This window comes from Actinacidiphila sp. bgisy160, from assembly GCF_965342435.1.
Classification (GTDB): domain Bacteria; phylum Actinomycetota; class Actinomycetes; order Streptomycetales; family Streptomycetaceae; genus Actinacidiphila.
Window position 1 is genome coordinate 358,060 of record NZ_CBDRCM010000001.1, and the last position, 20,256, is coordinate 378,315.

20 protein-coding genes are annotated in these 20,256 nt (G+C 70.8%); 13 read left to right on the forward strand and 7 right to left on the reverse strand.

Translation table 11 applies throughout. From position 1 onward, the window contains the following. Positions 1-73 precede the first annotated feature (73 nt). Together ACRWNP_RS01700 and ACRWNP_RS01705 are read right to left on the reverse strand one after the other, a co-directional pair. The gene (locus ACRWNP_RS01700) at positions 74-1,903 is read right to left on the reverse strand and encodes an acyl-CoA dehydrogenase (protein WP_431959037.1); all 1,830 of its coding nucleotides are present in this window, start codon (positions 1,901-1,903) and stop codon (positions 74-76) included. A 110-nt stretch (positions 1,904-2,013) separates the two neighbouring features. Further along, entirely contained in the window at positions 2,014-3,090 is a 1,077-nt protein-coding gene (locus ACRWNP_RS01705; protein WP_431959038.1) for an AI-2E family transporter, read from the reverse strand. 136 nt (positions 3,091-3,226) lie between these two features. On the opposite strand from ACRWNP_RS01705, the gene metG reads away from it, so the two are divergent. The 4 genes from metG (at position 3,227) to ACRWNP_RS01725 (ending at position 6,229) form a co-directional block, all read left to right on the forward strand. Next, positions 3,227-4,954: a methionine--tRNA ligase gene (metG, locus tag ACRWNP_RS01710; RefSeq protein ID WP_431959039.1), complete on the forward strand. Its 1,728-nt coding sequence runs from the start codon at positions 3,227-3,229 to the stop codon at positions 4,952-4,954. Continuing rightward, entirely contained in the window at positions 4,954-5,499 is a 546-nt protein-coding gene (locus tag ACRWNP_RS01715; RefSeq protein WP_431959040.1) for a hypothetical protein, read from the forward strand. The genes metG and ACRWNP_RS01715 overlap by 1 nt, the downstream gene beginning before the upstream one ends. A gap of 71 nt (positions 5,500-5,570) precedes the next feature. Then, positions 5,571-5,837 (forward strand): hypothetical protein, encoded by a 267-nt coding sequence (locus tag ACRWNP_RS01720; protein ID WP_431959041.1) that lies wholly within the window; start codon positions 5,571-5,573, stop codon positions 5,835-5,837. After that, positions 5,834-6,229, forward strand: a complete 396-nt coding sequence (locus tag ACRWNP_RS01725) for a type II toxin-antitoxin system VapC family toxin (protein WP_431959042.1) — start codon at positions 5,834-5,836, stop codon at positions 6,227-6,229. Before ACRWNP_RS01720 ends, ACRWNP_RS01725 begins: the two co-directional genes overlap by 4 nt. Positions 6,230-6,332: 103 nt before the next feature. On the opposite strand, the gene aspS is transcribed toward ACRWNP_RS01725, so the two are convergent. Further along, positions 6,333-8,102: an aspartate--tRNA ligase gene (aspS, locus tag ACRWNP_RS01730; RefSeq protein WP_431959043.1), complete on the reverse strand. Its 1,770-nt coding sequence runs from the start codon at positions 8,100-8,102 to the stop codon at positions 6,333-6,335. Positions 8,103-8,511: 409 nt separating this feature from the next. On the opposite strand from aspS, the gene ACRWNP_RS01735 reads away from it, so the two are divergent. The 3 genes from ACRWNP_RS01735 to ACRWNP_RS01745 all read left to right on the forward strand — a co-directional run bounded on the left by ACRWNP_RS01735 (position 8,512) and on the right by ACRWNP_RS01745 (position 10,501). Then, positions 8,512-8,970 (forward strand): SseB family protein, encoded by a 459-nt coding sequence (locus tag ACRWNP_RS01735; RefSeq protein WP_431959044.1) that lies wholly within the window; start codon positions 8,512-8,514, stop codon positions 8,968-8,970. Positions 8,971-9,075: 105 nt separating this feature from the next. Beyond that, complete coding sequence (locus tag ACRWNP_RS01740) at positions 9,076-10,029, forward strand: pirin family protein (protein ID WP_431959045.1); 954 nt, start codon at positions 9,076-9,078, stop codon at positions 10,027-10,029. A 232-nt stretch (positions 10,030-10,261) separates the two neighbouring features. Continuing rightward, on the forward strand, positions 10,262-10,501 hold the full coding sequence (locus tag ACRWNP_RS01745) for a DUF397 domain-containing protein (protein ID WP_431959046.1): 240 nt from the start codon (positions 10,262-10,264) through the stop codon (positions 10,499-10,501). Positions 10,502-10,523: 22 nt separating this feature from the next. Here the strand turns inward: ACRWNP_RS01745 and ACRWNP_RS01750 are convergent, their stop codons facing one another. After that, positions 10,524-11,009, reverse strand: a complete 486-nt coding sequence (locus ACRWNP_RS01750) for an ATP-binding protein (RefSeq protein WP_431959047.1) — start codon at positions 11,007-11,009, stop codon at positions 10,524-10,526. Positions 11,010-11,202: 193 nt separating this feature from the next. On the opposite strand from ACRWNP_RS01750, the gene ACRWNP_RS01755 reads away from it, so the two are divergent. Then, entirely contained in the window at positions 11,203-12,072 is an 870-nt protein-coding gene (locus tag ACRWNP_RS01755) for a helix-turn-helix domain-containing protein (RefSeq protein ID WP_431959048.1), read from the forward strand. A gap of 142 nt (positions 12,073-12,214) precedes the next feature. Next, a complete protein-coding gene (locus ACRWNP_RS01760; RefSeq protein WP_431959049.1) occupies positions 12,215-12,562 on the forward strand; it encodes an STAS domain-containing protein in 348 nt (115 codons plus the stop codon). 24 nt (positions 12,563-12,586) lie between these two features. Here the strand turns inward: ACRWNP_RS01760 and ACRWNP_RS01765 are convergent, their stop codons facing one another. Further along, positions 12,587-13,009 carry a CBS domain-containing protein gene (locus tag ACRWNP_RS01765; protein WP_431959050.1) on the reverse strand — a complete coding sequence of 141 codons (423 nt, stop codon included), beginning with the start codon at positions 13,007-13,009 and terminating at the stop codon, positions 12,587-12,589. Between the two features lie 119 nt (positions 13,010-13,128). On the opposite strand from ACRWNP_RS01765, the gene ACRWNP_RS01770 reads away from it, so the two are divergent. Next, on the forward strand, positions 13,129-13,398 hold the full coding sequence (locus ACRWNP_RS01770; protein ID WP_431959051.1) for a DUF1876 domain-containing protein: 270 nt from the start codon (positions 13,129-13,131) through the stop codon (positions 13,396-13,398). A gap of 16 nt (positions 13,399-13,414) precedes the next feature. Here the strand turns inward: ACRWNP_RS01770 and ACRWNP_RS01775 are convergent, their stop codons facing one another. Continuing rightward, positions 13,415-14,599 (reverse strand): magnesium and cobalt transport protein CorA, encoded by a 1,185-nt coding sequence (locus tag ACRWNP_RS01775; RefSeq protein ID WP_431959052.1) that lies wholly within the window; start codon positions 14,597-14,599, stop codon positions 13,415-13,417. Positions 14,600-14,691: 92 nt separating this feature from the next. Continuing rightward, entirely contained in the window at positions 14,692-15,444 is a 753-nt protein-coding gene (locus tag ACRWNP_RS01780; protein ID WP_431959053.1) for a TetR/AcrR family transcriptional regulator, read from the reverse strand. A 64-nt stretch (positions 15,445-15,508) separates the two neighbouring features. Between ACRWNP_RS01780 and ACRWNP_RS01785 the strand changes: the two genes are divergently transcribed. The 3 genes from ACRWNP_RS01785 to ACRWNP_RS01795 all read left to right on the forward strand — a co-directional run bounded on the left by ACRWNP_RS01785 (position 15,509) and on the right by ACRWNP_RS01795 (position 20,178). After that, a complete protein-coding gene (locus tag ACRWNP_RS01785; protein WP_431959054.1) occupies positions 15,509-16,498 on the forward strand; it encodes an ATP-binding cassette domain-containing protein in 990 nt (329 codons plus the stop codon). After that, the gene (locus tag ACRWNP_RS01790) at positions 16,495-17,316 is read left to right on the forward strand and encodes an ABC transporter permease (protein ID WP_431959055.1); all 822 of its coding nucleotides are present in this window, start codon (positions 16,495-16,497) and stop codon (positions 17,314-17,316) included. The genes ACRWNP_RS01785 and ACRWNP_RS01790 overlap by 4 nt, the downstream gene beginning before the upstream one ends. Before the next feature lie 321 nt (positions 17,317-17,637). Then, positions 17,638-20,178, forward strand: a complete 2,541-nt coding sequence (locus ACRWNP_RS01795; RefSeq protein WP_431959056.1) for a SpoIIE family protein phosphatase — start codon at positions 17,638-17,640, stop codon at positions 20,176-20,178. Positions 20,179-20,256 lie beyond the last annotated feature (78 nt).

The following is a 20,256-nucleotide window of genomic DNA, read 5'->3' on the forward strand; positions in this document are numbered from 1 at the left end:
GCGGCCCGCTCCTCGTCGGAGGAGCGGGCCGTCGTTGCCGTATCGGTCCCGGCCGGAACCGGTCAGGACCGGGTCAGAACGCCTCTTCGGGCAGGTCCATGATGTCGAGGGTGACGCCGTCGGCGACGGACCGCGCGACGGAGACCTGCGGCAGGACCTCGGCGGCGAAGTGCTTCGCGGCGGCGATCTTGCCGGTGTAGAAGGCCGTGTCCTTGGCGGAGGCGCCGGCGGCCAGCTTCTCGGCGGCGACGGCGGCGCCCTTGAGCAGCAGGTAGCCGACGACGACGTCACCGGAGGCGAGCAGCAGGCGGGTGGTGTTCAGGCCCACCTTGTAGATGGACTTCACGTCCTGCTCGGTGGCGGCGAGGTCGGTCAGCATCTTGCCGACGATGGCCTCCAGGTCCACGGCGGCCTTGGCGAGCTGCTCGCGGGCGCCGGCGAGTTCCTCGCCGCCGGTGGCCTCGGCGAGGAACTTCTTGATCTCCTCGGAGAGGGCGGTCAGCGCGGCGCCCTGGTTGCGGACGATCTTCCGGAAGAAGTAGTCCTGGCCCTGGATCGCCGTGGTGCCCTCGTAGAGGGTGTCGATCTTGGCGTCGCGGATGTACTGCTCGATCGGGTACTCCTGCAGGAAGCCGGAGCCGCCGAAGATCTGCAGGGACTGGGCGAGCTGCTCGTAGCCCCGCTCGGAGCCGTAGCCCTTGACGATCGGCAGGAGCAGGTCGTTGAGCGCCTCGAGGCCCTTGGTCTCCTCGCCGGCCGCCTCGGCGACGGCGATCGCGTCCTGGACGGAGGCAGTGTGGAGGACCAGGGCGCGCATGCCCTCGGCGTAGGCCTTCTGCGTCAGCAGGGAGCGGCGCACGTCGGGGTGGTGGGTGATGGTGACCTTGGGCGCGCTCTTGTCCATGAACTGCGCGAGGTCCGGGCCCTGCACGCGCTCCTTGGCGTACTCCAGCGCGTTGAGGTAGCCGGTGGAGAGGGTGGAGATCGCCTTCGTGCCGACCATCATGCGGGCGAACTCGATGATGCGGAACATCTGGCGGATGCCGTCGTGTTTGTCGCCGATCAGCCAGCCCTTGGCGGGGTGCTTGTCGCCGAAGGTCATCTCGCAGGTGTTGGAGGCCTTCAGGCCCATCTTGTGCTCGACGTTCGTGGCGTAGACGCCGTTGCGCTCGCCCAGCTCGCCGGTCTCGAAGTCGAAGAGGTACTTCGGGACGAGGAAGAGGGACAGGCCCTTGGTGCCGGGGCCGGCGCCCTCGGGGCGGGCGAGGACGTAGTGGAGGATGTTCTCCTCCAGGTCGTGCTCGCCGGAGGTGATGAAGCGCTTCACGCCCTCGATGTGCCAGGAGCCGTCCTCTTGCTCGACGGCCTTGGTGCGGCCGGCGCCCACGTCCGAGCCGGCGTCCGGCTCGGTGAGCACCATGGTGGAGCCCCAGGTCTTCTCGACCGCGATCCCGGCGATCCTCTTCTGGACCTCGTTGCCCTCCTCGAAGAGGATGCGGGCGAAGGCCGGGCCGGAGGAGTACATCCACAGGGCCGGGTTGGAGCCGAGGATCAGCTCCGCGTACGACCAGATCAGGGACGGCGGGGCGGTGGTGCCGCCGATGCCCTCGGGCAGGCCCAGGCGCCAGTACTCGGAGGCCATGAAGGCCTTGTAGCTCTTCTTGAAGGAGTCCGGCACCGGCGCGGTGCTGGTCGCCGGGTCGAAGACCGGCGGGTTGCGGTCGGCGTCCGCGAAGGAGTCGGCGAGCTCGTTCTCCGCGAGGCGTGCGACCTCGGACAGGATGTCCTTGGCGGTCTCGGCGTCCATCTCGGCGAACGGGCCGGTCCCGTACAGCTTGTCGCGTCCGAGGACCTCGAAGAGGTTGAACTCGATGTCGCGAAGGTTTGACTTGTAGTGGCCCATGGCGACGGCTCCGTCGGGGTCGGTCGGACGGCGGGATGGGTTCGCAGTCCTCGCAGCTTTATCACTTACCAGTCGGTAATGATGCTACCCGTCGGTAATAAAAACAACCCCTATCCGGCCGGATGTGACGGAGGACCTTCGGCTTCCGGAGGGACATCCGGCTCCCGGGGGTGGAGTTCGTCCAGGGCCCCGATGGCGGCGGCCGTGATCGGCACCGCGAGCAGCATCCCGAGGATGCCCGCCAGGCTCGCCCCCGCGGTGATCGCCAGCAGTACCACGGCCGGGTGCATGTGCACCGTGCGGCTCTGCACCATGGGCTGCAGGATGTGCCCCTCCAGCACCTGTACGGCCAGCACCACCCCCAGGGCCCACAGGCCGATCACCCACCCCCGGTCGGCGAGGGCGACGAGCACGGACACCGCCCCCGAGATGAACGCCCCCAGGTACGGGATGTAGGCGCCGATGAAGACGAGCGCGGCCAAGCCCACTGCCCCCGGCACGCGCAGGATCAGCAGGCCGATGCCGATGAGCGTGGCGTCGATCAGCGCGATCACCGTCGTGCCCCGCATGAAGCCCTGGACGGCGGTGAAGGCGCGGCGCGCGATCCGCTCCAGCAGGGGCCCGCTGCCGCGCGGCGCCGCGTTCCGCAGCAGGGAGGGGAAGCGGGCGCCGTCGCGCAGGAAGAAGAAGGTCAGCAGCAGCGCCAGCACGGCGGTCGCGATGGCCTGGCCCACGAGGCTGAGCCCGGACCACACGCCGGAGGCCGCGCGGGCGCCGTACTTGGTGGCGAAGGACTTGAGGCTGTCGATGGTGTCGTTCAGCGAGGTCCCCGGCGCGCCCAGGCGCGGCAGCACCTTCTGGGCCGCTTCCTTGAGCGATGCCACGATCTCGTCGCCGGTCTGCAGCAGGCTCTGCACGAGGATGAAGCCCGCCCCCGCCACGAAGACGAGCAGTGCCGCGCAGGTCAGCGCGGCGGCCAGCGACCGCTGCACCTTGACGGCCCGCAGCCGCCGGTGGAGCGGGCCCAGCAGGGCGCTGCCCAGCAGGGCCAGCAGGACGGGCGTGACCACGGCCGCGAAGGTGACGATCAGCCAGACGGCGAGCGCGCCCACACCGGCCACCAGCAGCACGACGGCGCACCACGCGGCCGTCCGTCGCGCGGAGGCCGGCAGAAGGGGCGCGTCCACCCGGCCAGCGGATCACGTGGACGCGGTTGTCCGCATGCCGGGAAAGGCGAACGGGTGGACCTTCACGGTCGGATACGATATTGACGGTCCGTAGAGGAAATCCTCACCCACAGTAGCGACTTGGGAGCAGCCGGCAATGGCTCGACACCTCATCACCAGCGCCCTTCCGTACATCAACGGGATCAAGCACCTGGGCAACATGGTGGGGTCCATGCTCCCGGCCGACGTCTACTCCCGGTACCTGCGCCAGCGCGGCCACGAGGTCCTCTACATCTGCGCCACCGACGAGCACGGCACGCCGGCCGAGCTCGCCGCGCAGGAGGCCGGGCTGCCGGTCGACGAGTTCTGCGCCCAGCAGCACGACGCGCAGAAGGCGGTCTACGACGGCTTCGCCCTCTCCTTCGACTACTTCGGCCGCAGCTCCTCGTCGCAGAACGTGGAGATCACCCAGGCCATCGCGCGCGAGCTGAAGCAGAACGGCTTCATCGAGGAGCGCGCCATCCGCCAGGTCTACTCCCTGGACGACGAGCGCTTCCTGCCCGACCGGTACATCGTCGGCACCTGCCCGCACTGCGGCTACGACAAGGCCCGCGGCGACCAGTGCGAGAACTGCACCCGTGTCCTGGACCCGACCGACCTGATCGACGCGCGCTCGGCGATCAGCGGCAGCAGCCGGCTCGAGGTCCGCGAGACCAAGCACCTCTTCCTGCTCCAGTCCAAGCTCTCCCACGAGGTCGAGGCCTGGGTCGACGAGCACGGCAAGGACTGGCCGACGCTCGCCTCCTCCATCGCCCGAAAGTGGCTGACCGAGGGCCTCCAGGACCGCGCCATCACCCGCGACCTGGACTGGGGCGTGCCGGTGCCGGCGGACACCTGGCCGGACCTGGCGGCCGAGGGCAAGGTCTTCTACGTCTGGTTCGACGCCCCGATCGAGTACATCGGCGCCACCAAGGAGTGGTCCGACGCCGCCCCCGAGGGCGAGGAGCGCGACTGGCGCTCCTGGTGGTACGACGTCGACACCGACGTCCGGTACACCGAGTTCATGGCCAAGGACAACGTTCCCTTCCACACCGTGATGTTCCCGGCCACCCTGCTGGGCACCCGCGACAAGTGGAAGAAGGTCGACTTCGTCAAGGCCTTCAACTGGCTGAACTACTACGGCGGCAAGTTCTCCACCTCGCAGCGGCGCGGCATCTTCACCGACGCCGCCCTGGAGATCCTGCCCGCCGACTACTGGCGCTACTTCCTGATGGCGAACGCGCCCGAGTCCGACGACACCTCGTTCACCTGGGAGCACTTCGCGGCCTCGGTCAACAAGGACCTGGCCGACACCCTCGGCAACTTCGTCAACCGCGTGCTGTCCTTCTCCCGCAAGCGCTTCGGCGACGAGGTGCCGGCGGGCAAGGAGGCGGGCGAGGCCGAGCGGCGCCTGGGCGAGCAGATCGCCGAGCTCCTCGCGGAGTACGAGCGCCACATGGAGGACCTGCAGTTCCGCAAGGCCGCGCAGGCGCTGCGCGCGCTGTGGAGCGCCGGCAACTCCTATCTGGAGGAGAAGGCTCCCTGGCTGGAGATCAAGACGGACGCCGACGGCGCCGCCCTGACCCTGCGCACCGCCATGAACCTGATCCACCTCTACGCGGTGATCTCCGAGCCGTTCATCCCGGCCACGTCCGCCGCCATGCGCGGGGCCTTCGCCCTGAGGGACGACACCGCCGTGTGGGCCACCCCGGAGGAGGCCCGCGCCCTGGCCGCCGTCCCGGCCGGTACCGCGTTCACCGTTCCGCCGGTGCTCTTCGCCAAGATCACCGACGAGGACCTGGACGCCTACCGCGAGCGCTTCGGCGGCGAGCCCGAGGCGGCCTGATGCCCACCGCCGCGAGGGGCAGATCCCCGCTGGTGCTCATTCTGGCGGTGGGCCTGACCCTGGTGGTCGTGGTGGCGGGGGTGATCCTCGCGGTGTCCCTGACCGGCTCGGGCGACCGCCGTTCCGGGGCGGCCCCGGGTGCGGACGGCGCGTGCCGGGGCAGCAACGTCACGCTGGCGAAGGCCGCCGGGCGTTTCGGCCTGCGGCTGCCGGACGGCCCGCAGGACGTGCACTACCTCGCGGAGACCGGCGGGCTGTCCGGCGAGTACAACCTCGAACTGCGCTTCCGCACCACCGCCGCCGGCCTGAAGCAGTTCCTCTCCGCCTCCGGCTTCGGCGCGCTCGGCTCCGACGTGCGAGCCCTGCGCGTGGGCGAGCCGCCCGCCGACCCGTGCCGCCGCGCCGCCGGAGGACTGGAGCGCGCCCGCTACGCCGGTGACCACGCCCCCGCCGCCGCGGACCACGGCGCCTACAGCCGCGGCGTCGCCGTGGACGACAGCGACCCGGCCCGCCCCGTGGTCGCCCTCGTCGCCCTGGACGGCTGACCGGCGCGGCCGGCCGTCGTCTCGCCAGGCGCTTGCATGCACATATGCATGCAAGCGTGCACAGTGTCCGTATGGTTGCTCTCCAGATCCGTGACGTACCCGAGGACCTTCGCGACCGTCTCGCGGCCATAGCGGAGGAGCGCGGCCAGTCGCTTCAGGCGTACCTGCTCGACCTCGTGCGCGACGAGGTGCGGCGCAGGGACAACCTGGCCGTTGTCGAGCGGTTCTCGAGGTCTGCGTACGGCACCCGGCTTGCCGAAGGCGACGTCACGGACGTGTTGCGTACGGCGAGGGCAGAACGGGACGCGCAACTCGGTGTGCCGGAAGGCGACGAGTGATCGTCGTCGATGCCTCGGTCTTCGCCTTCTCGCTCCTGGACGAGGGCACGACCGGCGAGCGTTGCCGAAGCGCCCTGGCCGCGGACGACCGCTGGATCGCGCCGCAGCACTGGACGATCGAGGTGATGTCCGTGATCCGGGGCAGTCTGCTCGGTGGCAAGATCACGGCCGGCCATGCCGCGGACGCGGTGGAGGCACTCTGCGGGCTCGACCCCGTCGTTCCGATGACCCGTGTTCTGCTGCCCCGCGTCTGGGAACTGCGGGGCGACCTCACCGCGTACGACGCGGCGTACGTGGCCGCTGCGGAGGCGTACGGCTGCCCGCTCCTGACCACCGACGGGCGGATGGCCCGAGTTTCCGGCATTCGCTGCGCGGTCGAGGTCGTCGGCTGACGGCGGGTCGGCCCGACGGGACGGCACCGGAGACGGGCAGACGCCGATGGGCCCGGAACCGAACGGTTCCGGGCCCATCGGCGTCATGCCGTGCGGGCGGGCGTCAGGCCTTCTTCTCCGGCGGCAGCCGCAGCGCGAGGTGCAGTTCCTTCAGCCGGGCCTCGTCGACCGTGCTCGGCGCGCCCATCAGCAGGTCCTGGGCGTTCTGGTTGAGCGGGAAGGCGATGGTCTCTCGGATGTTGGGCTCGTCCGCGAGCAGCATGACCATCCGGTCGACGCCGGGGGCGATGCCGCCGTGCGGGGGCGCGCCGAAGTGGAAGGCGCGGAGCATGCCGCCGAACTCGTGCTCGACGGTCTCGCGGCTGTAGCCGGCGATCTCGAAGGCCTTATACATGATCTCGGGCTCGTGGTTCCGGATCGCGCCCGAGGACAGCTCGACGCCGTTGCAGACGATGTCGTACTGCCAGGCCAGGATGTCCAGCGGGTCCTTGGTCTGCAGCGCCTCCAGGCCGCCCTGCGGCATGGAGAAGGGGTTGTGCGAGAAGTCGATCTGGCCGGTGTCCTCGTTCTTCTCGAACAGGGGGAAGTCGACGATCCAGCAGAAGCGGAAGACGTCCTCCTCGAACTGGCCGGCCCGCTTCGCGGCCTCGACGCGGACGGCGCCCATGATCTTGGAGACCTCGTCGAACTCGCCGGCGCCGAAGAAGATGGCATGGCCGGGCTTGGCGTCGACCGCTGTGAGCAGCGCCTTGACGTCGTCCTCGGTGAGGAACTTGGCGATCGGGCCGGTGAGCGTCAGATCGTCGCCGACCCGCACCCAGGCCAGGCCCTTGGCGCCCTGCTCGACGGCGTAGTCGCCGAGGTTGTCGAAGAACTTGCGCGGCTGGTCCGCGGTGTCCGGCACGGGCAGGGCGCGGACGTGCTTGCCGGCGAAGGCCTTGAAGCCCGAGGCGGCGAAGATGTCGGAGACGTCGACCAGTTCCAGCTTGGCGCGCAGGTCGGGCTTGTCGTTGCCGTACTTGACGAAGGCCTCACGGAAGGGGATCCGCGGGAAGGGCGAGGTGACGTGGCGCCCGTTGCCGAACTCCTCGAAGAGGTCGGTCATGACCTTCTCGATGACCGCGAAGACGTCCTCCTGCTCGACGAAGCTCATCTCGATGTCGAGCTGGTAGAACTCGCCCGGCGAGCGGTCGGCGCGGCTGTCCTCGTCGCGGAAGCAGGGCGCGATCTGGAAGTAGCGGTCGAAGCCCGCGATCATCAGCAGCTGCTTGAACTGCTGCGGGGCCTGTGGCAGCGCGTAGAAGGTGCCGGGGTGCACGCGGGAGGGCACCAGGAAGTCGCGGGCGCCCTCGGGCGAGGTCGCGGACAGGATCGGGGTGGCGAGCTCGTTGAAGCCGAGCGCCGTCATCTCACGCCGCAGGAAGCTGATGACCTGGGTGCGCAGCATGATGTTGCGGTGCATGCGCGCGCGGCGCAGGTCGAGGAAGCGGTGGGTGAGCCGGGCCTCCTCGTTGGCGTTGTCCTCTGGGAAGACCGGGAACGGCAGCTGGTCGGCGGCGCCGAGCACCTCCAGCTCGGTGACCTCGACCTCGATCGCGCCGGTGGGCAGATCGGGGTTGAGGTTCTCCTCCGAACGGGCGACGACGCGTCCGTCGACGCGGAGCACCGACTCCTTGGACTGGTGACTCAGGGCCTCGTACGCGGGCGAGCCGGGACGGGCGACGAGCTGGACCACCCCGTAGTGGTCCCGGAGATCGACGAACAGGATGCCGCCCAGATCCCGGCGATTGTGCAGCCAACCACTCAGGCGCACTTCCGCGTCTACGTCGGTGGCGCGCAGCTCACCGCAGGTGTGGGACCGGTACCGATGCATCGTTCATCCAAGTCGTCTGATTTCGGGGATGAGGCCTCCCCAGTCTACGGGGGTACGCGCGCCCGACCCCATTCGGATGAAAGCCACGAAAAACCAGAAACCATGCGAATACGCGTCGAGGGCGCGCCGGCCGCGCTCGGCGCGGGCGTCCGGCGCCGGGACAGCGCCACCGGCACGGTGGAGCTCGACGCCATGAGCCCGGGCCGATGGCGCTTCCGCCCCGGACGCAGTAAGTCCACTCGGGGGTGACCCGGGCCCGGTTTCAACGCCCGCGACCACATGGACATGTCGGCGGCGGTCACCCTGGCGCCCGTCGCGGGCACCTCTTCCGCCGGGCGAGGGCAAGGCGATCCGGTTCGAACTCCACGAGGCTCCCGTGGCGGGCCGGCGGCCCGATACGCTGTGTGCCGTGTACGGCTACGACCAGAACGGGATGGCAGGGGCCGCGCCGCCGATGGGCGGAGCGCCGATGGGCGGGGCACCGATGGGTGCGAGCTACCCCGAGCCGTCGCCGCCCTCGCTGGCGGACGCGGTGCGCGCGTTCACGACGGGCTCGATGTCGGCCGAGGACTTCCAGGCGGTCTTCGCCACGTCCAAGGTCTACTGCCCGCGCGGCGACAACCCCGGTTTCCTGGCGCTGCACGACACGCAGCAGCCCGTGATCCCCATGTTCTCCTCGCTGAAGCAGTTGCGCCGCTACGCCGGCAAGGAGTCCAAGTACTTCGTGATCACGGGTGCCGAGGTGCTGGACCTGCTGCCGACCGGCTACGGCTTCGTGCTGGACATGGAGGGCGAGCACCGGATGGTGTTCGACGCGAAGGCGGTCGAGCAGATGGTGGAGTTCACCATGCGGCGGATGTACGGCTGATCCAGCCGCCACCCCACGGAAACCGGACAAAGGCCGGGGAACGGTTGCGGGAAGTTCAGCGTTCAACTATGTTGAACGTTGAACAATCCGAGGAGGATCCTGGCCATGCCTGCAGTGACCGTCGAGAACCCGTTGAGCCTGCCGCGCGTCCACGCCCCCGCCGACGCGGTACAGCGGCGTGCGCTGCAGGTCACCACCGCTCCGAGCGGCTTCGAGGGGGAGGGCTTCCCCGTCCGCCGTGCCTTCGCGGGCATCGACTACAAGAACCTCGACCCGTTCATCATGATGGACCAGATGGGTGAGGTGGAGTACGCGCCCGGCGAGCCCAAGGGCACTCCCTGGCACCCGCACCGCGGCTTCGAGACCGTCACCTACATCATGGACGGCGCCTTCATCCACCAGGACTCCCACGGCGGCGGCGGCACCATCACCGACGGCGACACCCAGTGGATGACGGCCGGCAGCGGCCTGCTCCACATCGAGACCCCGCCCGAGGCGCTGGTGATGAGCGGCGGCCTCTTCCACGGGCTGCAGCTGTGGGTCAACCTGCCCGCCAAGGACAAGATGATCGCGCCGAAGTACCAGGACATCCGCGGCGGCAACGTCAAGCTGCTGGCGTCCGAGGACGGCGGCGCGCTCATCCGGATCATCGCCGGGGACATCGACGGCCACCAGGGCCCCGGCGCCACGCACACCCCGATCACCATGCTGCACGTCTCGGTGAACCCGGGCGCCCAGCTCACGCTGCCCTGGCGCGCGGACTTCAACGCCCTGGCGTACGGCCTGTCCGGCCGCGGCACCGCGGGGCCGGAGGGCCGGCCCTTCCGTATGGGGCAGGCCGTCGTCTTCGGGCGCGGCGACTCCCTCACGATCCGTGCCGACGAGTCCCAGGAGACGCGCAGCCCCAACTTCGAGGTCGTCCTTCTGGGTGGGCTGCCGATCCGTGAGCCGATGATGCAGTACGGCCCGTTCGTGATGAACACCCACGCCGAACTCGCCCAGGCCTTCGACGACTTCAAGGCGGGCCGACTCGGCACCGTGCCCGCCGGTCAGGAGTGACCGCAACGGCTCCGGGTCTCTTCGGCATCAAACGGCCCCGTCCGGGAATCCGATTCCCGGACGGGGCCGTCGCATGCGGTGGGAGCAATTCCGTGGAGCGGTTCGTTGGCTCTTCATTGGCCGCTGAATTCACCCTGAGTGACTGCACGTGCACTTGCACGTGCAGATGCACGTGACTTCGTCTCTGGCTATCATCTCCCCTGTCCTGCAAGGTACTTACCTGGAGAGAAGCATGCGCCACACGTACAACGGCATGGCCGCGTCCGATCTCCGCGGAGTGGAGTGGCAGAAGAGCCGGCACAGCAATGCGAACGGTCAGTGCGTGGAGCTGGCCGCGCTTCCGGACGGGGACGTGGCCGTGCGCAATTCACGTTTTCCGGACGGACCGGCGCTGATATATACGAAGGAAGAGATTGAATCCCTCATCGTGGGGATGAAGAACGGGGAGTTCGATCATTTTGTGGTGAACTGACCACGGTCGTCCCCGGTACGGCTCAATGTGACGGGCCGTCGTTCTGCCCGGGCATGCGGAAGAGCGCCCAGACGACTTTCCCCGTGCCGGTCAGGGGATGCCAGCCCCAGGTCTCGCTGAAGGACTCCACCAGATGCAGCCCGCGCCCGGATTCGGCCACGAAGTCGGGGGCCTTGGCGACGGGCCCGTGGCTGCTGGGGTCGCGCACCGCGCACACTACGCGCGTTGACCATCGGACGAGGCTCAGCCGCACGCACCCGTGGGCCGCGCCTTCGGGGAGTGCGTAGCGCAGGGCGTTGGTCACCAGTTCCGAGGCGACGAGTTCGATGCCGTCCTGGAGCTCTTCGAGGTCCCAGGCGTGCAGTGTCGTCCGCGCGAATCTTCGTGCGTCGCCGACCGCCTCGTAACGCGGCGGCAATGGGCAGGAGGTGGCGCTCGACGACGAAAGGCGCTCCGGAACCAGCCCGTCCCATAAGGGCTGCACCCCGGCCGAGCTCTCAGTCCACATGCGCACCACCCGGTATCGGCACGTACGTCATCGTCCCGTACGGCCGGTTGCCGATGCAAGGGGCGGATGCACGTGCATTTGCATGACGCGGGGCTGTTGGTGCGGGAGTGACGATCGAGAGTGACCGATCGAGTACTGAACGCAGCGCGGAGATGGCAGACTGCTGGATGCCACGGGGAGAAGGTAGGCGCAAATGACCACAGTGCAGTCAGGAAGCGGATCCATGGTGCGCCGCATCCTCCTGGGCTCGCAGCTGCGCAGGCTGCGCGAAGCGCAGGGCATCACCCGTGAGGCCGCGGGCTATTCGATCCGCGCGTCCGAGTCGAAGATCAGCCGCATGGAGCTCGGGCGCGTGAGCTTCAAGGAGCGCGACGTGGCCGATCTGCTCACCCTCTACGGCATCACGGACGACGTTGAGCGCACGGGCCTGCTCGGGCTGGTGCGCGAGGCCAACGTCGCCGGCTGGTGGCACGGCTTCGGCGACGTCCTGCCGGCGTGGTTCCAGACGTACGTGGGCCTGGAGGAGTCCGCCTCGGTCATCCGTTCCTTCGAGACGCAGTTCGTGCACGGCCTGCTGCAGGCCGACGACTACAGCCGCGCCGTCATCGAGCTGGGCCATCCGGACGCACCCAGGGACGAGGTGGAGCGCCGGCTGGACCTGCGGCACAAGCGGCAGAAGCTGCTCACCTCGGAGCTCGCCCCGCAGATCGTGGCCGTGATGGACGAGTCCGTGGTGCTCCGCAGGTTCGGCGGGCGGGAGGTGATGCGGGCTCAGCTCGCGCACCTGGTGGAGGTCTCGCAGCAGCCGAACGTGACGGTGCAACTGCTGCCGCTGGAGTTCACCGGGTACTCCGCGGGTGCCAGCGGCACCTTCACCCAGCTGACCTTCCCGGAGTCGGACGTCCCGGACGTCGTGTACGTGGAGCAGCTCACCGGGGCGATGTACATCGACAAGCGCGAGGAGGTCGACCAGTACCGCGCGGTCATGGCCAAGCTTCGCGCGGACTGCCTCTCCCCGGAGGCCACCCGGGACCGGCTGAACGCCGTCCTCCGGGGCATCTGAGCACACCCCGGCGGCAACGCCGGGTGCCGCTCCATCACCGCCCTGAACTGGGACTTTGCAGCTTTTCACAGGTCTCACTCGATCGAGTGAAGTGGACCTTGACGCATTGGTCGGCTCATCGGCTCGGTGATCTCATGCTGCGGTGAGCCCGTACCTGCGTACCCACACGATCGACGGGTGCGTCGTGGTGGAACTCAGCGGCGAGATCGACATCGTGGCGGCGATGGAGATCACCCCGCTGCTCGACGCGCTGACCCGCGCCCCAGGCCCGGACCTCGTCGTCGACCTGGGCCCCGTCGACTTCATCGACTGTTCCGGGCTCGCCGCCCTGTGCCGGGTGCGCAGCCGGGTCCGCGGCCACGGCGGGCAGGTGCAGTTCGTCTGCGCCCGGCCCTCGACCCTGAGGATCCTGCGGGCCACCGGGCTGATGCACGCCTTCCGGCCGGTGCCGAGCGTGGACGAGGCGCTCGCCCGGATCGGGCGGCCGTGACCGCCCCGTCCACACGGCCGCGGGTCAGTCCGAGCAGACGGCCGAGACGAACTCGGCGACCCGGTCCCGCGGCAGGTGCCGGGCCACGTCGGCCTCGCTGATCATGCCGATGAGACGGTGTGCGGGATGGTCGATCACCGGCAGCCGGCGCACCCGGTACTCCTCCATCAGTTCCAGCACCCGTTCGATCCGCTCGTCCCCCTCGATGATCTGCGGCCGGCCCATGGCCAGCTCGCCGCAGGAGACCTCGGACGGGTCGCGACGCTCGGCGACGCACCTCAGCACGATGTCCCGGTCGGTGAGGATGCCGACCAGCACGTCGTCGTCCCCGCAGATCGGCAGCGCGCCGATGTCCTGCTCGCGCATGATCCGGGCCGCGTCGGTGAGGCTCTCCCGCTCGCCGACGCACATGGCGCCGGGATGCATGATGTCCAGTGCGGTGGTCATGACGGCGCCTCCTTGTGGCGTGGGCCGATTTCCTTTGGCTCCATCGTCACCCTGGTGGAGTAGTTCCGCGATAGGGAGCACGCTGGAAGGAGACACCGGACCGCTGGAGGTGTTCCGTCATGCAGACCCTCGTCGGATGGCACATCGAGATGGACTTCCGGGAGGAGGGCGCACGGACGAAGGCCGCCGCGCTGCTCCGCCTCCCGGACGGCACGGAGGTCAGGTCGCACGGCCACGCCAGCCGGCACCCCTCGGACCCCGATCAGGAACGGGTCGGCGAGGAACTCGCGGCGGCCAGGGCGCTCAACGATCTCGCCCGTCAGCTCCTCGGCAAGGCGGCGCACGAGATCGAGGAGGTCACCCACGTGCCGGCGCATCCCAGGATCTGAGCCCGCCGGGCCCCTCTCACAGCCAGCCGCGCCGTTTGAAGACCAGGTAGAGACTGACGCAGACCACGCTCATCAGCAGGATCGCGAAGGGGTACCCGAGCAGCCAGTGCAGCTCGGGGATGTGGTCGAAGTTCATGCCGTAGATCGTGCCGACGAGTGTGGGCGCGAAGAGGATGGCGGCCCAGGCGGAGATCTTCTTGATCTCCTCGTTCTGCTCGAAGCCGGCCTCCGCCAGCGCCCGCATCTCGGCGTTCTGCTGCTGCGCGACGAGCGTCGCGTTGAGGGTGAGCAGGTCGGCGAGGGCCTGCCGGAAGCCGTCCACCCGCTCGATGGTGTGCGTGACGTGGTCGGCGACGTCGCGCAGGTAGCGCTGCAGCTCCTCGTCCGTCCCGTACTTCACGAAGCCCGCCTGCAGGCCGTCCAGCATCGGGACGAGCGGGCGGGTGGCGCGCTGGAACTCCAGCACCTCCTGGGAGAGCTCGTAGATCCGGCGGGAGACCTGGGGGTCACCGCCGAAGACCTGGATCTCGCTCTCCTCCATGTCCTTCTCGACCCCCGCGACGACCGGTGCGTACCCGTCGACGACCGTGTCGAGTATCGCGTAGAGGACCGCCTCGGGCCCCAGCGTGAGCAGCTCCGGGTTGCTCTCCATGCGGCGCCGCACGGCGGACAGGTCGGGGGCCGATCCGTGGCGGACGGTCAGCACGAAGCCGGGGCCGACGAAGATGTGCAGCTCCGCGAAGTCGACCTCCTCCGGTGCGTCCAGGTAGCGGGCGGCGCGGAGGACGACGAAGAGGGTCTCGCCGTAACGCTCCAGCTTGGGGCGCTGGTGGGCCTGGATCGCGTCCTCCAGGGCCAGCGGGTGCAGGTCGAACTCCTTGGCCAGCGAGACCAGCTCGGCCTCGCTCGGCCGGTAGAGCCCGATCCACGCCATCGCGCCGGGTTCGGCGCGCAGCTGCGCGTACGCCTCGGCGAGCGAGGAGGGCGTCGAGATGCGCCGGCCGTCGCGGTACAGGGCCGCGTCCATCACGCTGCTCACGGCGACGGCCGCGGCGTCCGCGATCCGCGGCTCCAGGGGGACGTCCCCCTCCCCGGCCGGAAGCGCGGAGGGGACCGGGCGGGCCGTCGTCCTCGCCGCCCTGGCCTTCTCCTTCGCCGAGTTCCTCAGTGCGCGCAGGGCTCGCAGTCGACGCCCGGACACCGGCAGCACCCCCTCTTTCGGGCCTTGCGAGCAGGGTAGCCCGCGAGCCCGCCCGCGGAGCGGCCGCAGCGCACCCGGTCCCGGCCGCGGGGTCAGGCGCCCCGGCCCCGTTCCTCTTCGCCGGTGCCGCGCCCGTACGCGTCCAGGATCCGGCCGATCGTGCGCTCGAACCAGGCGTCCATGTCGACGGCCGGGCCCGCCTGCGCCAGCGCCGCCGCCAGGCGCGGGTACGCGCCCCCGTCGATCCGGTCCGTCAGGTACGCCATGCGGGCGGCCTGTTCTTCCAGCGGTGTCCACGGCAGGGCGCGGCTGCGCTCCTGCGTGGCCACTTCGTTGCCGACGTACGTCATGACGGCGCCGTGGACCATCGCCAGCAGTTCCATCTTGGTGGCGTCGTCCTCGTCCAGGCTCTCCAGGGCCGCGAGGCAGTGCTCCAGGTAGCGCAGGCCGTTGGGGCTGAAGCCGTGGACGGAGGTGTACAGCCGCGGCACCCACGGGTGGCGGCGCAGCAGGTCACGGCTCGCCCGGGCCAGTGCCATCAGGTCCGCGCGCCAGTCGCCGGAGGGCTGCTCGGGGAGTTCGTACTCGCCGGTGACGGCGTCGACCATCAGCTCGTGCAGGTCCTCCTTGCGGGGCACGTAGTTGTAGAGCGACATCGTTCCCGCGCCGACCTCGGCCGCCACGCGCCGCATCGACACCGCGTCGATGCCCTCGGCGTCGGCGATCCGGACCGCGGCCGCGGCGATCTCGGCCCGGCTGTGGGCGGGTCGCGGGCCTCTGGCCGCCCGTTCGGGGCGGGTCCAGATCACCTCGGGGGCGGGGGGCCGCCCGGTGCTGGCTGGCATCGGTCATCACCTCGTTCACCATGGTAGTTACGTACGGTGTACGTAGTGGGGTATGGTGCTGCGCATGGAAACCACGTACGCTGTACTCAGTGAGGGCCTGGAGAAGGGCTTCGGCGAGGTGCGCGCCCTGCGCGGACTGGATCTGGCGGTGCCGGCGGGAAGCGTCTGCGGGCTGCTCGGGCCGAACGGGGCGGGGAAGACCACGGCTGTGCGGCTGCTGACCACATTGCTCGTCCCCGACGCGGGCACCGCGTGGGTCGCCGGGCACGACGTGGTGCGGGAGCCTGCGGCGGTGCGCCGCGCCATCGGCGTCACCGGTCAGGAGGCCTCTTTGGACGAGGAGCTGTCCGGCCGGGAGAACCTGCGGCTGTTCGCCCGGCTGCAACGGCTGCGCGGCGCCCCGGGCCGGGCGCGGGCGGACGAACTCCTGGCCGGGGCGGGTCTGGAGGACGCCGCCGACCGGCCCGTGCGCGGCTACTCCGGCGGCATGCGACGGCGCCTCGACCTCGCGGTGAGCCTCCTCGCCCGGCCCAGGGTGCTCTTCCTCGACGAGCCCACCACCGGGCTCGACCCGACCGCGCGGGAGGACGTCTGGCGGGCGGTGCGCTCGCTCGCCGACGAGGGCACGACGGTGCTGCTGACCACGCAGTATCTGGAGGAGGCCGACCGGCTCGCCGACGACATCGCCCTGGTGGACGGGGGCCGGGTCACCGCCCGCGGCACCCCGGCTGAGCTCAAGGCCCGCATCGGCTCCTTCGCGGAGGTCGTGGTGGGCGAGGCCGGTGCGGTGGCCGGCGCGGCCGTCGTCCTGCGGTCGCTGACAGGCGCCGAGCCGGTGCTGGACCACGGGCGGCGCAGGGTCGGGGTGGTGACCGACGACCCGGCGCTGACGCTGCCGCGCATCGTGCTCGCCCTGGACGCGGCCGGCGTCCCCCTGGTGGACGCGAGCCTGCGGCCGCCCACCCTCGACGAGGTGTTCCACCGGCTGACCGGCGGTGCCGCCCCGCTCCTGACCGCCCCGTCCGGCGCTCCCGTGAAGGAGGAAGCCGCATGACCACGCTCGCGCGACAAGGGGAGGGCGGCGCCCTGGCCGACGGGATGGCGATGCTCGGCCGCCATCTGCTGCGGGTGCGCCGGGCACCCGGGCTTTTCGTCCTCACCCAGGCGATGCCGCTGATCCTGCTGCTCTTCTTCGGCTACGTCTTCGGCAGCGCGCTCACCCTCCCCGGGGACGCCGGGTACCGCTCCTACCTCCTGCCGGGGCTGTTCACCGCGGTCGCGGCCGGCGGGCTCATGACCGGGATGATGCAGGCCGCCCAGGACGCGCAGCGCGGGGTGACCGACCGCTTCCGTACCCTTCCGATGAGCCGGGCCGCGGTGCCGTTCGGCCAGGCGGCAGCCGACGTGCTGGTCACCGCCGCCGGGCTGGTGCCGCTCGCCCTGGTGGGGTGGGCCGCGGGCTGGCGCGTCGAGGCGGGCCCGGGCCCGGTGCTCGGCGCGTACGGCCTGCTGCTGCTGTTCCGCTTCGCCACCTGCTGGGCCGGGATCCACCTCGGGCTGCTGCTGCGCGACGAGGAGGTCGCGGCGCAGCTCGGCAGTGCCACCTTCGTCCTGCAACTGGTCTCCGGCGCCTATGTTCCCACCTCCGGCATGACGGGCCGGCTGCGCGCCGTCGCCGAGTGGAATCCGCTCAGCGCGGTGGCCGCCGCCTGCCGCGGGCTCTTCGGCGGACCGGCCGCCCGGCTGGCCGACGCCCCGGGCGCGGCCTGGCCCATGGCCCATCCCGTCGCGGCCTCGGCCGGCTGGTCGCTGGCGCTGCTCGCGGTCTTCGTCCCCCTGGCGATACAGCGGTACGCACGCGGCGGGCGCTGACCGGGGCCGACGAGTAACCTGATTCGCGGGGGACACGGGGGCCGTACTCCGGAGGTCTTGATGGACGTCCCGGCGCTCTTCGGCCGGTTTCTCCTTGCGCCGCCCGCCCTCGCGGCGGCCGTAGGCCGCCCCGAAAATCCTTCCCCGCCGGGGACTCTTCCGAAGCCGTCCGCCCTGCCCTCCCGTGCCGGCCACGAGCCCGGGCAGGCATCCGGCCCGCTCTTTGTCTTCCCGTGACGCCGTGAGCGGCGTTCGCCGAGGGGGAAGAACAAGAACGGTGAGCGGAGCGTAACGTTGCGGGCGGATACGGAGTGGCTGGCCATGGGGACTCCCGAGGAACGCGTGGACGCGGGCGTGGCGGACGCCGTCACGTTGCTGCTCGACGCCGAGGGACGCCTGCTGAGCTGGCCGGCCGCCGCCGAGCGGCTGCTCGGCCGGCGCGCGGTGGACGTCCTCGGCACCCCCGCCGTCGACCTGCTCGCCCCGGAGGACGCAGCGCGTCCGCCGGAGATCGCCGAGCGCTGCGGCACCGAGGGCGGCTGGACGGGTGTGCTGCGGCTGCGCCGTGACGACGGCATGAGGGTCACGCTGGGCGTACGGGTGGCCGGGCTCCCGGAGGGGATCGGCGGCTCGCCCGTCCGCTGGATGGTCCTGGCGGCGGAGTCCCGCAGCACCTCCCGCTCCACGGCGTCGGGGATGACCGCGGCGATGTTGGAGCGGATCGTGGGCCAGACGCCGATCGGGCTGGCCGTGGTCGACACCGACCTGCGCTGCGTGTGGGCGAACGCGGCACTGGAGCGCTTCGGCGGCGGCCCCTCACAGGGGCGGCTGGGGCGCCGGCTCGGGGAGATCCAGCCGGGGCTGAACGCGACGGTCCTGGAGGCGCAGATGCGCCAGGTCCTGGAGACCGGCGTGCCGCTGATCGACTACGAGCACGTCGGGCGGTTCCGCACCGACCCGCGCCGCGAGCAGGCGCATTCGATGTCCTTCGTGCGCCTGGAGGACGAGCACGGCGTCCCGGTGGGCGTCTGCTACTCCGTGGTCGACATCACCGACCGCTGGCGGGCCCGGCGGCGGCTGTCGCTGCTGGACCGGGCGAGCGAGCACATCGGCCGCACCCTGGACGTGATGCACACCGCGCAGGACTTGGCGGACGTGGTCGTGCCCGACCTCGCCGACTACGTGGCCGTCGAGTTGCTGGAGGCGGTCATCAAGGGCGCGGAGCCGCAGCCGGGGCCGCTGGGCGACGCGGTCACGGTACCGCTGCGCCGCGCCGGGATGCGCACGGCACGGCAGGGTGAGCCCGAGCCGGCGTTCGGCATCGGGGCGGTCTCCGCCTATCAGGAGGACACCCCGCCCATCCGTAGCCTGACCGACGGCACCTCCTGGCTCAGCTCCCGGCTGGACCCGCTGGGGCTGGAGTGGGCCGCCGGCCCGGCCGGCGGCCGCGCGCTCCACTTCGGCGAACTCGGCATGCACACGGCGATGGTGGTGCCGATCCGTGCCCGCGGGGTCACCCTCGGCGTGGCCCTTTTCTTCCGGGTGCGCCGCGCCGACCCCTTCGACGAGGAGGACCTGTGCCTGGCGGAGGAGGTCGTGGCCAGGGCCGCGGTCTGCCTGGACAACGCGCGCCGCTACACCCGCGAGCGGGACGCCGCCCTCGTGCTGCAGCGCAGCCTGCTCCCGCACACCTTCCCGCCCCAGGACGCGGTGGAGGTCGCCACCTACTACCGGCCGGCCGACGAGTTGTCGGGCGTGGGCGGCGACTGGTTCGACGTCATCCCACTGTCCGGGGCGCGGATCGCGCTCGTGGTGGGCGAGGTGGTGGGCCACGGCATCGAGGCGGCCGCGACGATGGGCCAGCTGCGTACGGCGGTGCGGACCCTGGCCGACCTCGACCTGCCGCCGGAGGAGCTGCTGGCGCACCTGGACGACCTGGTCGTCCAGGTCGCCCGGGAGTCCGGGGAGTCCGCGACCGTGGGGGTCGGCGGCAGCGCGCTGGGGTCGAGCTGTCTGTACGTGACGTACGACCCGGTCAGCAGACACTGCGTCATGGCCAGCGCCGGGCATCTGCCGCCCGCCGTGCTCAGGCCGGCCGGCGAGCGGTGCGGGGCCGAGGGCGGGGCGGCCGTCCGCTTCCCCGAGCTGACCATCGGCCCCGCGCTGGGGCTGGGCGGACTGCCCTTCGAAGCGGCCGAGTTGCAGATGGAGGAGGGCAGCGTCCTCGCGCTGTACACGGACGGCCTGATCGCCCCGGCGGAGGGCGGGAGTGACCCGCAGGACAGCGGGCGGAGCCGGCTGCGGGCCGCTCTGGAGGCCGAGGGCCTGCCGCTGGACGCGCTGTGCCGCAGCGTCGTCGACGAACTGGCCCCCGCCCGCCCGCACGACGACGTGGCGCTGCTGCTGGCCAGGACCCACTGCCTGGACATCGGCCGGGTCGTCTCCTGGGACCTGCCCACCGACCCCGCCGTGGTCGGCCGGGCCCGCGAGCTGTCCACCCGGCAGCTGGAGGACTGGGACCTGGGCGATCTCGCCTTCACCACCGAACTGGTCGTCAGCGAGCTGGTCACCAACGCGATCCGGCACGGTTCCGGTCCGATCCGCCTCCGGCTGATCCTGGAACGGGCGCTGATCTGCGAGGTCTCCGACGCCAGCAGTACCTCACCGCACCTGCGGCACCCCCGTACCACCGACGAGGGCGGCCGCGGGCTGTTCCTGATCTCCCAGTTCGCCCAGCGGTGGGGCACCCGCTACACGGACGACGGGAAGATCATCTGGGCCGAGCAGTTCCTCGACGGGCACGCTCCCGACGCCGGCATCGGCATCGGCATCGACACGATCACCGTGAGCGGACCGGGCTGAGGCCGGGCCCCGCCACACGCGCTTTCTTCGTTCACCTGTACGCCCCGGCCCGTCGCCGGGGCGTTGTGCTCCAGGTTG

Coding starts and splice junctions, on each gene's coding strand:
- ACRWNP_RS01700 (WP_431959037.1), bottom strand. CDS start 1,903: ATGGGCCACTACAAGTCAAACCTTCGCGACATCGAGTTCAACCTCTTC.
- metG (WP_431959039.1), top strand. CDS start 3,227: ATGGCTCGACACCTCATCACCAGCGCCCTTCCGTACATCAACGGGATC.
- ACRWNP_RS01715 (WP_431959040.1), top strand. CDS start 4,954: ATGCCCACCGCCGCGAGGGGCAGATCCCCGCTGGTGCTCATTCTGGCG.
- ACRWNP_RS01720 (WP_431959041.1), top strand. CDS start 5,571: ATGGTTGCTCTCCAGATCCGTGACGTACCCGAGGACCTTCGCGACCGT.
- aspS (WP_431959043.1), bottom strand. CDS start 8,102: ATGCATCGGTACCGGTCCCACACCTGCGGTGAGCTGCGCGCCACCGAC.
- ACRWNP_RS01740 (WP_431959045.1), top strand. CDS start 9,076: ATGCCTGCAGTGACCGTCGAGAACCCGTTGAGCCTGCCGCGCGTCCAC.
- ACRWNP_RS01745 (WP_431959046.1), top strand. CDS start 10,262: ATGCGCCACACGTACAACGGCATGGCCGCGTCCGATCTCCGCGGAGTG.
- ACRWNP_RS01750 (WP_431959047.1), bottom strand. CDS start 11,009: ATGTGGACTGAGAGCTCGGCCGGGGTGCAGCCCTTATGGGACGGGCTG.
- ACRWNP_RS01755 (WP_431959048.1), top strand. CDS start 11,203: ATGACCACAGTGCAGTCAGGAAGCGGATCCATGGTGCGCCGCATCCTC.
- ACRWNP_RS01765 (WP_431959050.1), bottom strand. CDS start 13,009: ATGACCACCGCACTGGACATCATGCATCCCGGCGCCATGTGCGTCGGC.
- ACRWNP_RS01770 (WP_431959051.1), top strand. CDS start 13,129: ATGCAGACCCTCGTCGGATGGCACATCGAGATGGACTTCCGGGAGGAG.
- ACRWNP_RS01780 (WP_431959053.1), bottom strand. CDS start 15,444: ATGCCAGCCAGCACCGGGCGGCCCCCCGCCCCCGAGGTGATCTGGACC.
- ACRWNP_RS01785 (WP_431959054.1), top strand. CDS start 15,509: ATGGAAACCACGTACGCTGTACTCAGTGAGGGCCTGGAGAAGGGCTTC.
- ACRWNP_RS01790 (WP_431959055.1), top strand. CDS start 16,495: ATGACCACGCTCGCGCGACAAGGGGAGGGCGGCGCCCTGGCCGACGGG.
- ACRWNP_RS01795 (WP_431959056.1), top strand. CDS start 17,638: ATGGGGACTCCCGAGGAACGCGTGGACGCGGGCGTGGCGGACGCCGTC.